The organism is Agrobacterium sp. fls2-241-TYG-188a (assembly GCF_030209845.1).
Genome location: NZ_JARVRD010000001.1, coordinates 997,705 through 1,011,419, shown reverse-complemented (window position 1 = coordinate 1,011,419; position 13,715 = coordinate 997,705). Strand labels below are relative to the sequence as shown.

8 protein-coding genes are annotated in these 13,715 nt (G+C 58.4%); 2 read left to right on the top strand and 6 right to left on the bottom strand.

The window, feature by feature from the left end; all coding sequences use genetic code 11:
* Positions 1-101: 101 nt before the first annotated feature.
* Positions 102-2,435: a bifunctional diguanylate cyclase/phosphodiesterase gene (locus QRN85_RS04360; protein WP_284757113.1), complete on the top strand. Its 2,334-nt coding sequence runs from the start codon at positions 102-104 to the stop codon at positions 2,433-2,435.
* Positions 2,436-2,640: 205 nt separating this feature from the next.
* Positions 2,641-3,768: a polysaccharide biosynthesis/export family protein gene (locus QRN85_RS04355; protein ID WP_113170259.1), complete on the top strand. Its 1,128-nt coding sequence runs from the start codon at positions 2,641-2,643 to the stop codon at positions 3,766-3,768.
* 40 nt (positions 3,769-3,808) lie between these two features.
* Here the strand turns inward: QRN85_RS04355 and QRN85_RS04350 are convergent, their stop codons facing one another.
* The 6 genes from QRN85_RS04350 to QRN85_RS04325 all read right to left on the bottom strand — a co-directional run bounded on the left by QRN85_RS04350 (position 3,809) and on the right by QRN85_RS04325 (position 13,713).
* Positions 3,809-4,675, bottom strand: coding sequence for a protein kinase domain-containing protein (locus QRN85_RS04350; RefSeq protein ID WP_284757114.1), 867 nt, complete (start codon positions 4,673-4,675; stop codon positions 3,809-3,811).
* The gene (tagF, locus tag QRN85_RS04345; RefSeq protein WP_284757115.1) at positions 4,668-6,101 is read right to left on the bottom strand and encodes a type VI secretion system-associated protein TagF; all 1,434 of its coding nucleotides are present in this window, start codon (positions 6,099-6,101) and stop codon (positions 4,668-4,670) included. Before tagF ends, QRN85_RS04350 begins: the two co-directional genes overlap by 8 nt.
* Before the next feature lie 80 nt (positions 6,102-6,181).
* Entirely contained in the window at positions 6,182-9,670 is a 3,489-nt protein-coding gene (tssM, locus tag QRN85_RS04340) for a type VI secretion system membrane subunit TssM (protein WP_284757116.1), read from the bottom strand.
* Positions 9,667-11,184, bottom strand: coding sequence for a type VI secretion system protein TssL, long form (tssL, locus tag QRN85_RS04335; protein WP_284757117.1), 1,518 nt, complete (start codon positions 11,182-11,184; stop codon positions 9,667-9,669). The genes tssM and tssL overlap by 4 nt, the downstream gene beginning before the upstream one ends.
* Positions 11,181-12,521: a type VI secretion system baseplate subunit TssK gene (tssK, locus tag QRN85_RS04330; RefSeq protein WP_062588047.1), complete on the bottom strand. Its 1,341-nt coding sequence runs from the start codon at positions 12,519-12,521 to the stop codon at positions 11,181-11,183. Before tssK ends, tssL begins: the two co-directional genes overlap by 4 nt.
* Positions 12,511-13,713 (bottom strand): FHA domain-containing protein, encoded by a 1,203-nt coding sequence (locus tag QRN85_RS04325; protein WP_284757118.1) that lies wholly within the window; start codon positions 13,711-13,713, stop codon positions 12,511-12,513. Before QRN85_RS04325 ends, tssK begins: the two co-directional genes overlap by 11 nt.
* Positions 13,714-13,715: the final 2 nt, after the last annotated feature.

Sequence of the window (13,715 nt, the reverse complement as noted above, 5' to 3'; positions counted from 1 at the left end):
TGCGAGTTTCTTCGCGTAAAGCTATCAAAAAAATAAATTAGTAAAATCTAAAATGGTGTGCGCTAATGTTGCGATAGCTGTCCGATGGAGGGTTTCCTGCAGTGTTCGCCGTTCTCGAATGCGTCGCCAATCAGCATGACCAATATGTCATAGCATTGGCGGCTTTGATTGCCCTCATCGGAATGCTTTCTTTCTTCCAGATATTGCTCCGAGCTGACGAAAGCCCGCTTCAGCGCAGGCCTTACTGGATAACCGCCGCAGCGTTAGCGTCTGGCCTAAGCATTTGGGCGACCCACTTCATCGCTATGCTTGCCTATCGAGGCAGTATGCCCATCGGCTTCGATCTTTTCTACACAACGCTTTCGGCGGCGGTGGCGGTTGGCGGTTTCTGGGTCAGTCTGCAATTTCTTTGGCGCGGTAAAGGCTCGGCTCTCATCGTCGGTGGCCTTTTCACTGTTGTCGTTGGGCTCATGCACTTCCTTGGAATGGCAGGCATGCAGGTTGCGGCAACAATCGAATATCGGATGACACCGATCCTCGTCGGCACGGTGATTGCCTTGATGATCTTCTCCTCATCCTTCCAGTTGTTCATGCACGTGCGGGGCCGGAGACAGGTGCATCTCTCCGCACTGGCAGCCATTCTCGGTGTGTTGATACTGCATTTTACAGCCATGTCTTCGACAGTGCTCGCGCCTGACCCAAGCTTAAGTGGTCCGCAGATGGACGGTCTCGACCGACTGTTTCTGATGTGTGCGATTACTGCGGTTACCCTGACGGTTGTTGCGATCACGGCGGTCGCGGCCTTTGTCGACCGCTATCTTGTTGATCTTAAGGGGCTTGTCGGAGCAACGCTCGATGGCCTCGCTGTCGTGCGCGATGGCCGGATCGTGGAAGTGAATGCCCGCTTTGCACAGCTACTTGATACAGGCGAGGCAACACTCATCGGCGAGAACGCTGCTGATCTGATGAACGCAGATGATGGGCAACTTGCCTATATGCCGCGTGTCGCAGCCGTTGAAGCTGTTCCCAATCGCGGCGACAGGTCGCGGACGTTCGAACTGGCGGTGAGAACGATCGAGTATCGCGGTCGCCCCTGCGAAGTCATGGCTGTCAGGGATCTGACTGATAAGCGGCGTGCGCAGCGGGAAATCGAATATCTCGCTAGGTACGATATTCTGACCGGACTGGCGAACCGTACGCAGTTTCAAGACCGTCTGGCGCAGCATATAGCGCACGCCCAGAGTGATGATCAGTTTGCGTTGCTCGCACTCGATCTCGACCGCTTCAAGGCCGTCAATGATCTCTTCGGCCACGCAGAGGGCGATCGGGTGCTAAGAGATGTCGCCCGATTTCTGCAGCAGGCGGTACGCACCGGAGATCTGGTTGCGCGTCTCGGGGGTGACGAATTTGTTATTCTGACACGGTTTGGAACCACGGGAAGCAGTGTGCGAGAACTCGGCGAGCATATATTGTCTGTGTTCCGCAGGGAAATGGACTATGTGAGTGATCCCACGGCTGTGGGTGTCACGATTGGCATCGCAGAGTTTCCAGCAAACGGCAAAGACAGCGAAACCCTTATGCACGCTGCCGATATGGCACTGTATAGGGCGAAGGTGAGCGGTCGTGGCATGATTGCATTTTACGATCCTGCGATGGACAGGGAAACGAAGGAACGTCGCAGGCTGGAGTCCGATCTGCGTCAGGCCATCGGCCGCCGCGAACTGGAGTTGCTTTACCAACCCGTTCACTCCGTCTCCACAGGAGACATTGCAAGCTATGAGGCGTTGGTGCGCTGGTGCCATCCAACACGCGGCATGATACCCCCTGATGTTTTCATCCCGATCGCAGAGGAAACAGGGGTCATCATCGCGTTGGGTGAGTGGATCCTGCAAGACGCCTGCATGGCTGCGACACAGTGGGAGCCGCATATAAAAGTTGCCGTCAATGTATCTCCGGTTCAGTTCGCTCTGGCAAATCTTGCTCACACAATCTGCGCAATACTTGATAAAACCGGATTGCATCCAACGCGCCTGGAGCTGGAAATGACGGAGGCGGCGCTGCTCAAGGACAGGGCTGTCACCCTGTCCACGATGAGGCAATTGAAGAACTTAGGGGTAACGATTGTCATGGACGATTTCGGAACCGGCTATTCTTCCCTCAGCAATCTTCGCAGTTTCCCTTTTGACAAGATCAAGATCGACCGCAGCTTCATCGCCGCGATGAAACAGGATGAGAACGCCCACTCCATCGTTCGTGCGATTATTGGCCTTGGAAAAAGTCTGGATCTGCCGGTTACCGCCGAGGGAATTGAGACTGACAGCCAATATCGCATGATCGTGGATGAGGGTTGCGCGCAGGCGCAGGGCTATCTATTCGGCAAACCAAGCAAGTTGCCTGCGCGCGCAAAGCGGACCCGTAAGAGCGCGCTGGTATGACGCCGACCGCCAATGATGCTGCACACTGCGCAGGGCTGAATGATGACGGCGCAAATTTCCGGTTCACCTTACGTAAGTGGTTGCTTATTGGACACACAGGTCAATTTATATAGCTGATATTTTTCAATTTTCAGCTTCAAACTTATTGCCGTGAAACATCCTGATGCTATTCCTGCGTGTAGGTGATTCTTTCATGGGGATTGGGATGAAGAAGGTTGTATCGGTTCTTCTTTTGGCTTTGCTGAGTGGTTGTGCGAAGCCCTCTGATGGTCCGACTTCCGGTAATATCCGGTCCGCTACTTTCCCTCTGACAAACGAGAAAATCCGGGTGGTCGAGCTTGCCAATGCTCCTGCCGCATCCATATCGCCATCTGCCATCGAAAGCGCCACAGGTCCCGGTCTGACCATGCTTCGCAACACGGGTTACAATTCCCAGCGCCTGCGTCGCGGCGACGTGATCGATATCACGGTGCTCGATACCGGCGAAGACGGCCTGTTCTCTTCGACGCAGAGCAAGACACTGAATCTGGGTCGCTTCACGGTCGACCAGAGCGGTAGCGTGACATTGCCGTTCATCGGCAAGCAGCGGGTGGTCGATTCTACACCGGAAGGCCTTCAGACACAGGTCGTCAGCGGGCTCAAGGGCTCGGCGGTCAATCCACAGGCCGTGGTGACTGTCGTTGACAAGCCGACCAGCGCCGTCATGTTGAGCGGTGCGGTCGAAACGCCCGGAAAAATTCCTCTGACCGCGCGTCAGGAGCGTGTGCTGGACGCGATCAATCAGGCCGGTGGGCCGACTGTCGCACCGGGTGCCGCACGTGTGACGGTTGTCCGCGGATCGCAGCGCGCCACCGCGACGTTGGACCGGATCATGCGCGAAGACCGGCAGAATATCCGCCTGTCTCCAGATGACCAGATCATGATCGATGGCGACGCCTCGAGCTTCACTGCGCTCGGCGCGTTCAAGAGTGCGGGTGAATTCCAGTTTGAAACCGGCAAGATGACGCTTGCGCAGGCGGTGGGCCGTGCCGGCGGTCTGCTGGATGACCGTGCGGATGCGCGCAACGTTTATGTCTTCCGCAATGAGGTCGTTCAGGTGGCGTCGGCTTCCGACCTGAAATCGGGTGGCACGACTGCGACGATGCGCCCCGTGATCTACCACGTCAACATGCGCGACGCGTCCAGCATTGCCTTGATGCAGCTGTTCCAGATGCAGAAGGGTGACGTTCTCTATGCCAGCAACGCCCCGCTGGTCGACTCCGCCAAGTTGCTCACCGTATTCCAGAAGAGCGTTCCTACGGCAGCGGCACCGCAACCGGGCAGCTCAAACTGACATCAGGAAGTGAGGCCGTTGCGCTACACGCGCATGGCCATCACCTCAAGAGGTTTGCAGCCTCTTCTGCCGATGATGGCCGTTTGTCGGCATCCTGCAATGTACAGATTTCGACAAATCTGGAAAGTGCCGAAGTCACATCGTCCGCGGCCACGAGCAGACGCTCTGCCAGTTTTCCAATGGCATAGATATCATGACGTGGATCTGCTTTTCCTCCCGCCATCTGCTCAGGCGGGGCGTATCCCGGAGATCCCGCATAGCGCGCGCCCACATCGAGCGGCGTTTCCCCTATTCTCAAGGTAATTCCAAAGTCGCCCAGTCGCGGACTGTCGAGATTGCCGTGGGGCAGCAGGATATTCGATGCCGTGACATCGCCATGTACGAGACCTCTCGCGTGCATCACACCTACCGCTTGCAGCATGGATGCGATCAAGGCGGATATCTGTGATATCGCAATGCGGTTGCCGGATAGCCACGAGCCGAGCGTCATTGGTGCCCAGGGTTGCAACAGTCCGGGCCTTCCATCGGCCATGCGGATGAGGGCGGAGGTCTCTTGCAGCAAAGGGTGGCGCAGGGACAGGCCAATCTCGGCTTCACGACGAAGTTGCTGGATGAGATGGGCATCGTGGCGACGCTCCGGATGCACCGTCTTGATGGCATAGGCGGCGTCGATGTCGCGGTGCCACGCTTGAAGAAGCTGCGTGTTTCCCGTCTCGTAAGCCACTGCGACGACAGACAGGCTGCCTTCAACGAAGCCTTGATGGTGGGAGGCGAGTTTCGCGGCTTTGCGATCCAGCGCGTCACGAACGCGATCCAGCGTGTCCATTGGGTTTTCGCAGGCACCGATGGCTGCCACCAAGGTTGCAAAACATCTGGCCAGCTCTTGCTCTTTGTCGCCGCTATCCACGCCTGGTGCCTATGACGATCGCACTGATGTTATCGCGGGCATTTTCGATCAGTGCCTCCTGCATCAACGCATTGGCACAATCGCCCAGGGGTGTTTCCTGTAAGATTTCGGCCACGACGCGCTCCTGCAGTGCCTGTAACAGCGGGTAACTGCACAAAAGCAGCCTGTCATCATGCTTCCACTGGTCGGAGAAAGTGCCTGGCCGGAACTGTTGCGATATGCCAATGCACTGCGCCAGCTGTTTCTTCATGCCGACGGTCACGTGGTCACGCGTTAGCGGATGCATGGTGCCATCGCGCATGAGGTAGGCACGGGCATCGCCAGACCAGACGACGCTCATGGTCTCCCCGACAATCGCGGCGGCAACGACGCTTGCCATGGGCCTGGAAAGATCGGTGGCAAATTGACGCGAAAACAGCAGGCTGTTGACGGTGCCGAGTTTGGCCCTGATGTCCTGCGTCATGATCTCCGCGCGGTCGGTGTCACCAATTTCCGTCAAGGCATTGGTTGTCAGCCGGGCTGCCTCGACAGCCGATGCCGCATCGCCCACGCCGTCTGCGATGGCAAACAGGGCAGGCGCTTTAGAAACAAACAGTGCATCGGCATTGGTTGTCAGGCGTGTTCCGGCGTGTGTCGCATAGCTATAAACGGTCTCGCCCCGTTTCACCTTTTCGACCGGGATGGGCTGTGGAGCAGGTGCCGCTTTTTGGCTGGTTGCCTCGGGGGCTGGGCGGGCGTCACGGCTGCGTGTCGGGTTCTCGGCTTTCTGAGGTGTCGGAGGTTTTTCCGGCTCCACCTGTTCGCGAAACAGCTTCACGAAGTCTGTCGCCGCCGGTTTGCCCTCGAATTTCATCCCGCGCGGACGGCGGCTGTCTGCGTCTATATACCACCAAAGGCTCGTTGGAGTGGTGACGGGAACCGCTCGAACGTCAAGCTCGTCATCCTCACCCCTTGGCTTTGGCATGCGCAACCTCTTGATGGCCGAGGTGAAGCGCGCCATCTCGAAGTCGAGCGTCATCGACGTTTCCGCCAGAGCTTCGGCTGCCATGAACCAGGTATCGTCAAGATAAAGCGTTCGTGGGTGGTGGCGAAAATCCGGCAGCTGCGCAAGCACGATAAGTGGATATTTGCGCCCGACCCGATCCTTGCTTGGCAGCAGGACGCCCGCATAGGCACTTCTGCCCCAGATGCCGCGTTCGATGATGAAGCGCAAGGGAGGGGAATTTGAAAAAACCGCGCTCCAGCGATCGGCAAAGACATCCGCGCAGGCGTGCATACCGGATCGCAGCCACGTATCGAAAGCTTCCAGTAGCTCACGATCCAGCCCTTCGGAAACAAAATCTCCGTGGCTTGGAATTTTCCCGTAAAAGCCGATGCGATCATTTTCGATCGCGGTTTTTACGGGATTTGTCGTTGGGTTGGCCATTAGCGGCACGATCCGGCTTTGCTTTGCCGGTGCATGGTTTTTATCATCATCCCCTCCTTCTGCGTGCGGGTTGCGCTGCTTCAGAACTGAGCCGGGCAGGCAAATTTGGACAGGGCATCGAGCTTGAACGGGTTTAGAACCGATCCGAATTGTATATCGAATTCAGCGCTTTGCCCGCTATTTTCAAACTTCGCCCGCAACAAATCACCCGACTGATTTTGGATTTGCGCGTCGTCAAGCAGGCGGAAGGGCGACCAGTCGCCATTTTCCGTTTTTGCCTGCTGCCATCCGCCCGGTTGAAACGCTATCCGCGAAAGATTGGCGGAATTGCTTTCAGACGGCCAGGTTATCGACTTTGCCTGGATCGGCCCGTGATAATAGACCACGCGTTCACCTTCTATCTCCAGCATGACTGCACTGGAGCTATTGGTGAGCGACACCGGCTTGACGTTGATCGATACCGCCGGAACCTCGCTTCCATTCGGGAAAAATGCCCGGAAGATCTTGTCGGCGTTTTCGAACTGCGCAATGGCATCGCTTGGAATACCGGCAGTCCCGAAGGTGCCTTTCCAGCTCCATGGCGTCGTCGTCTTGTCGACAAAAGGCTCCATTCTTTGCTTGAAGAAGGACTGGAACGTCCCGGTCGGGCCAAAAAGGCGCGTGAAGTCTGCCATCGCCACATCGCGCGGTGAAGCCCGGTCAAATGGGTAACGCCCGGAGACGATGGTGGAGCAGAGTGATGCGCCCTCGGCGACCCACAGGTCTGCGATGCGGCTGCGTGCGGATTTAACCGCGAGCGATCCGACATCAGCCGCAAGCCCCGCAACCCACACGTCAAGCGGGCCCGGAAGCTGGCGGGCCTGTTGTAGCAGGTCCTGATTGGCCTTGGTGAGCTGACTGTCGACATCAAAGACCTTGGCAACCTCGTCGGATGTTGTTGAGGAGCGGGCCAACTGCTCGTGAAGTGTCTTGATGTTGGCAAGCAACTGCTCGGAGGGTGATCCCGATCTCGCATCAGACGCTTGCCCATTGGCAGGCGTCTGAGCTTTCTCGGGGCCCTTGTCCGCAAGCATTTCCCGCAAACGGGCATAGGGATCGGCAGCATCGACCGTTGCTGAAAGTATGGCCGACGTGGCGTCTCCGTCTGAGGTCGATGCCAGTGTTGTCAGGCTTGCGCCGGCGTTGGGGCGCAGATCCGTTGCCTCGGCTATCGATCGTGCCGCCTCGATGATGATGTTGCGATCATTCGCCAGAATACGCGTTGTCTCCACCGCGTCTCCCAGGCTTTGCGATGGCTTGATCCGAATATCCGAAAGAAGGTCGTTCCAGCGTTTTTCGAACCGGTCGAAATAGATTTCGAGCGCGGCCTGTGCCACCGTTTCGACGGTCGCACCCTTCATGGCGTCGTCTGAGCCGCGCACCCATGCCTCGGACAGTGCAATGCGCGATGCGTAGGCGACCTGGGGAATAACGACACTGCGATATCCATTCGCCGTGAATAGCCCTTCGATTCCATCCACCATAGGCGCCTTGCTTTCGCGCTCCACGGCACGCGCACCGAGGGCGCCGAACGCCGCCGACGGGTCCCATTCGGCAAGTCCGCGTGACTGCGGCAGACCGGCAAGAATATCATAGGCGCGCGTCCCGATTGCCTGATTGCGGATGGTGCTGCGCGCCTTGTCGATCAGCCGTGCATCCAGCTCTATCGGTGCCAGCAATCCGTTGGAGAGGGCGAGAACATGCCGGTTGAGCGCATCGCGGGCGGCCGCTCTGCCGTCGCCTGGATAGAGCGATGCGAACATGTCGCGTGATTGCACCGCCAGGAAATCCCGGTCGAGCGTGCCAAGACCACCCAGCATCCCGTAAAGCTTCAGGGAGTTAAAGGTGCGGGTAACATCGTTCTGGTCTTCCAGCTGTTTTTGCAACTGCACGATCATTCGAGGCAACAGAAGTGCGTTCAGCGCACGTTGGTAAGCATCTCGTTGTCTGCCCGCAATTTTCTCCTGCTGGTCCAGCCCGAACCCGACCTTCCATATCCTGCCGTTTTCGAAGCCGGAATTGACGTCGCGCAGATTATCGAGCGCGGGAAGAATGCGCAGGAAGTCTGCATCGGAAACGTTGCGAACCGGTATTCCCTGCACGAGTTGTTGATAGGCATTCAACTTTCGGTCAGCCTCGGCCAGCGCCTGCGTATTGGAGAAGTAGGTCGATATCCAGCCGGTAAAGACGATGGCGACCAGCACGGCGGCCATGCCATAGGCGATGCGCCGGACAAGAAGCTGGCGACCGGACAGGCGCTTGTCGCGCATGACCAAGGCGGCTTCCGGGAAGATAACTTCCTTGAACAGCCGGGTCAGGAAGTAGCTGCGACGCGCGCGCGGTGCTGCGCTGCCGGCCTCTGCCTGTGTGCCGGAGGCAAGATAGACACCGCGCAGCAGAGGCGCTTCGACAAGCTGCGAACTTGCGCAAAGTTCTGTCAGCGCCTCGTAAAGCCGGTCCTTGAGCTTCGCCAGTTCGGCCGGGAAGCGGAAGATACGGCCGCGAATCTCGGCGTTCTGTTCCTGCTGCAGTCGCTCGATGAGCATCGCATCGACCCGTTGCTGCAGCAATTCGAATTCTTCGAGAAAGCGCTGGGGCAGGTCCTGTGCGGAATAGCTTTCATCCAGCTTGAAAGTCGTCCCCCAGACCTGATTGCGGTCGGTCTTGTTGAAGCCGTCGAAGAACTCGACGAAACCATCGAGCAGATCGGCTTTTGTCAGCACCACGTAGACAGGAACGCGTGCGTGAAGATATTCATCCAGTTCGGACATGCGCTGGCGGATGGATCGGAGTTCCTGACGCTGTTCCTCCGGGTCGCGACTTAACAAGTCAGGCGTAGAAAGCGTGACCAGCGCGCCGTTGATCGGCTGCGAGCGGCGATAGCGGCGCAGGAGATTGAGAAATCCTTCCCAACCCGCTTTGGATGCGCCGTTGAGATCATCCTGCGTGGTGTATCTGCCGGCGGTATCAATAAGAATTGCCTCATCCGTGAACCACCAATTGCAGTTGCGGGTGCCGCCAATTCCTTTGACCGCGCTCTCTCCCAGAGCATCGCCGAGCGGGAACTGCAGGCCGGAATTGGTAAGCGCCGTAGTCTTGCCGGAGCCGGGAGCGCCGAAAATGACGTACCATGGCAGGTCGTAGATATAGCCGAAGCGTTTTTTGGTCACACGACGCAGAAGCGCCAACGCCTCCTTCAGCCGCGTTTGGATTTCACCAACCTCGGCCTGGCGGTTGACCAGTGCTTCCTGCTCGATGCTGTCGACGAGTTCCTTGTCTTGCCGGCGCGCCCGGTAGAGCGTGACAGCAATATAGACGAGCCAGATGAGCAGGATGACGCCAATGGCAATCAGCCGCGCCTGCGTCGTTCCAAAGGGTTTGAAGGTGCCGAAGCTGACGAGGTAGCCGTAGAACCAGATTACCACGCAAAGGGCGACCGCCCACAGCAGCGAAATGAAACGCCTTCCGATCAGCGAGGCGTAGCTGTCGACATAGGACCTGATCGTGTAAAAATAACTCAGCGGGTTCATTGCTGGGTCTCTCCTGATGGCTGACCGGTCGTGTTTGTTACGGCGGGCGCGAGAATGCCCGCGTCGCTGAGCTTCTCGTCAGGATTCGTCAGGACCATGATTTCCGTTCGGCGGTTCTTTTCCCGCCCTTCAGGCGTGCTGTTGTCAGCAATCGGATCACTGTCAGCACGGCCTTCGGTCAAGATGGCTTCCGGCCCGGTGAACATCGACAGAAGATCGCCGACTGCCTTGGCGCGGGCCTCGGAAAGGTGCCAGTTGGATGGGAACTCGACCGTCTTGATGGGAATGTTATCGGTATAGCCGATGACGACCGCGCGGAAATTTTCCGCCGCCAAGGCGCCGCCGATGCGCTGGATCAGGTCACGAAATTGCGGGCTGACCTGCGCACTGCCAACTTCAAACAGACCGGAATTGTTGATCCTGACGCGTAAGCGACCGTTCACATTCGCGAGCGTCACGAGGTTTCGCTGTACCTCAGGCTGAAGAAACGTCAGCAGATTGTCCAGCCGTGTCGGTTTTGGTGGGGCAACCGGCTTGGGTGGTTCTGCCGCGACAACGGGTTTCTGCTCGACAACCGGTTCTCCCGGCGGCGGTGGTGGTGGCGCTGCGATGAGCACGCTTGGCGTTTCGTTGGGCGGTAGCGACGCAAGGCGCTCGAACGTCGCGTCGGATGCGTTGTTGAGCGTCAGCGTGAAGAACAGATAGCCGAAGGCAAAGGCGAGAGCGATCAGCGACAGGAGCGTCCAAAGGGCAGCCATGGTGCGCAGAGGCGTATGCCGCGCCTCGACGCCCTTCCAGTGCGGAGAAAGTTCGCGCTCGAAGACGCCATATTGGCCGATCAACGTCTTGTAGAGGCTGTCGCGTATGCGGGATAGTTCAAGAGCGCCCTTGGCGGATACCCGTGTTCGACCCTCGAATGCCAGAGACAGGCAAAGATAGATGAGGAGCAGCAGGTCCTTATTTGCTCCCGGCGACTGGTGAAAGTGGTCGAGAATATCGAAGACCCTGTCGCCGCCGGTTACGTCATTGTGGAAGGTGGAGACGAGGCCGGATCTCGCCCATCCGGCACGCACACCCCAGGGCTTGCTCAATATGACGTCATCAACTGTCGCGCACACCACGTAGTGCGCGGCTCTCGCACGTTCCGGGCTGATGCGCGCAGAACCCAGATCCCGCTCGTAGCGGGTAATGGCCTCCATGCAGGCCCGTCGCAAATGGTCCGGATCAGGCTGGGCATCGCTGAAGCGCAGGACATGGGCAAGGTTAAGTAGCGGCGCAGCAGACTGCACCAGCGTTGGCACTTCTTCACCACCGAACCGGAAGTCCGAAAGCAGGGCGTCGATTGGCAGCCCGCCATCGCCGCGCTGCTCGCGGCCCGGCGTCTGGTCGGTATCGATGATGTCATCCAGTATCGCCGCCATATTGCGGGCATTCTGGTTTCGTTTGCGGCTCTCATCGGTGATTTCCACCACCGTCGGGAGATCCTGCCATGAAGAGGGCGTGTCATTGCTCATTCGCGTAATGCCCACATTTCCATCTCAAGGCCGGGAAACTCACCGGCGAGATGCAGCGCGATTGCGCCGGAGGTTTCGAGCTGCTTCCAGAGAGGTGTCTTGGTATCGATTTCGAAATATATCGTGCCGGAACGATAGGGCAGCTGGCGCGGAAGGACCGGAAGCGAACGCACCGGTATGCCCGGAAGTGCAACGTTGACGAGTTCCGAAATCCTCTCCACCGGACCGATCTTGATCTGCGCTGGCAGCCTGCGGCGGATATCCTCGGCAGACATATCTGCCCGAACGGCCAGAACGAAACCTGCATCGCGCAAAAGGGTGCGGTCGTTGATGGTGCCGACGCGCACACCATGGCGGCGCTCCACAAGCTCGATTGCCACCGCGGCCTGTTCCAGAACGGCAGATAGCGAGGTGCGCAGGTCATCGAAGACCGCTGCGAAACTGGCTTTCAGATCGTCATGGCGATAGGGAGGGAAATCGGTGGCACGCTTGCGCTCGGTGGTGAATGTCGCAAGCTCGCCCGCCAGCTGGATGCACTCCTCGTAAAACCGGATGGGGTGAAAACGGGTGGCGTTGGCGGACAGATGGGAGAGCAGCGGATCGGCACGGTTGAGAATCTGCAGAAGGAAGTAGTCGCCCACCTCCGCCGTTCCGCGAATTGTCGGATCACCGATACGCTCTGAAATCGCCTGAGCCCTGTGCCTGACGATACCAAGCAGTTCGGTCAGGAGTTCGCTTAACCGCGAAGATGCAGCGCAGTTGAGCGACGGTGGTATGAAGTCCGGATCGAGGATGACGGCGCGATCGGACCGCACCTCAACCACCCGAGCCAGGCCTATGAGATCATATCCGGAAAGATCATCGCCAGTTTTCAGAAACTTCAGGCTCAAGCGACCAACCTCGATGGGTGCGACGAAGTCGGTGTCGACATTGGCATCGGTCGCCTCATAGGTGGTGGCGACCACCCGAACGCTGTTGACCTCGGCCTTGCCGCTCGCGGACATGTCGGCCTTGCCCGGTTGGCGGGCCGGAAGTGCGAGGTAGACAATCGCGTTCTTGACGCTCTCATCCAGATCCAGCGGCGGCGGCAGATCTGTGTCTTCAGGGGCCTCGAAGGGCGTCCCATCCGGCAGGATTCCGCGCAGGTTTGACAGCGCAAATTGCCCGATTGCGAGCGCGCTTCGATCTATCCCGATTTCCGCGACACCCCATGGGTATGGCGAGAGATTGCGCGTCGTATTGCGCACAAGCCGTTCCGTCCAGCGGTCCGACTGCTGAAAATGTTGGACACGAAGGAACATGCCTTCGCTCCAGGCGACACGGTTTTCATGCCTCATCTTGGTTGCTTACCCCCTTGGTGTCTATGTTGCGTGGACTGGTTGCTTCGTCCGGTGCGGCGTCTCCGCGCGCTGCCTGTTGAAGAAACTCGCGGACCGATAATTGTCGGCCCTCCACGTCGAATTGGCTTTTGAACGTCGACCAGTAATCGGTCCTTGAAACCACCTGGCGCCATTCCTTGCGGGCGATCTTGCTGCGCCAGTCGTTCTGCGCATCAGCCCTCGCTTCGATCAGTCTGGGCTCAAGCCTCTGCGTGCAGGTGCGGATCAGGGTTTCAAGCGATGACGCAAGAAGGCGTTGTTGCCGGATGATATTCTCAAGACGTGCCCTGTCGCTGGTTGCGCCGGGCTCGCTTGCGAAGGCAGCACTGTCGATATCGAGAGTGGCGAGGCATTCCGCCGCTTCCTTTTCCAGCTGAAGCAGCAGGTCATCGAGCGGATCATGGGGCGCCGCGCTGACAAAGGCCTCCGGTGCCTCTTGCGGGGCCTCGGTCGGACTTGTGAAGACCGCATCGAAGTCCTCGACAGGCGGCTTCCTCGCCGGGCGAGACACCAGCACGGGAATATTCATCGCGTCAGTATGTTCGTGCTTGCTGCTCTCTACCGGCTCCTCGTTCCAGTCGTTCGGAAGGACGGTGCCGAAGCCATCGGTGGAGGGCGGTTCATTCCAGCCAACGTCCACATTTCGGGAAATTGTCTTTGCCTTTTTGCCCGACTGGCTGGGAGTAGCCGTAGGCCAATCGTCATTGGACGCACCAGCGGCGACCGGTCCGCGAGAGGATCTGCCTCCGGGCGCAATATCGGAAAGGATTGCTGAGATCGTCATCGTTTCATCGCTGATGCGAAGAGACGGGTCGGGATCGCCGAAATCTGCCTCGGCCTCACCCGTGATGATAACTTCGAAGGTGCGGGTGCCGATGCCTATCCTGGAGCCGCTTTGAAGGCGCGTGGTTTCTCCTTCCAGCAGAAGCCTTCCGTCCACTTGGGTGCCGTTGGCACTGCGGTCCACGATGAAGAAACCGGCACGGTCCTTGGTGATGGTGCAGTGCTGCTTGGAAACCCGTCGCGCGTCGTCATTCACCTGCCAGTCGCTGTCGGTTGAACGGCCGATAACGCGGCTTCCCTGTTCGAGGGTCCACTGGGTGGGCTTTGCTCCACCGTTTGTTTGTGTGTCCTTCAGCACAAGTTTCATGA

Coding starts and splice junctions, on each gene's coding strand:
- QRN85_RS04355 (WP_113170259.1), top strand. CDS start 2,641: ATGAAGAAGGTTGTATCGGTTCTTCTTTTGGCTTTGCTGAGTGGTTGT.
- tagF (WP_284757115.1), bottom strand. CDS start 6,101: ATGGCCAACCCAACGACAAATCCCGTAAAAACCGCGATCGAAAATGAT.
- tssM (WP_284757116.1), bottom strand. CDS start 9,670: ATGAACCCGCTGAGTTATTTTTACACGATCAGGTCCTATGTCGACAGC.
- tssL (WP_284757117.1), bottom strand. CDS start 11,184: ATGAGCAATGACACGCCCTCTTCATGGCAGGATCTCCCGACGGTGGTG.
- tssK (WP_062588047.1), bottom strand. CDS start 12,521: ATGAGGCATGAAAACCGTGTCGCCTGGAGCGAAGGCATGTTCCTTCGT.
- QRN85_RS04325 (WP_284757118.1), bottom strand. CDS start 13,713: ATGAAACTTGTGCTGAAGGACACACAAACAAACGGTGGAGCAAAGCCC.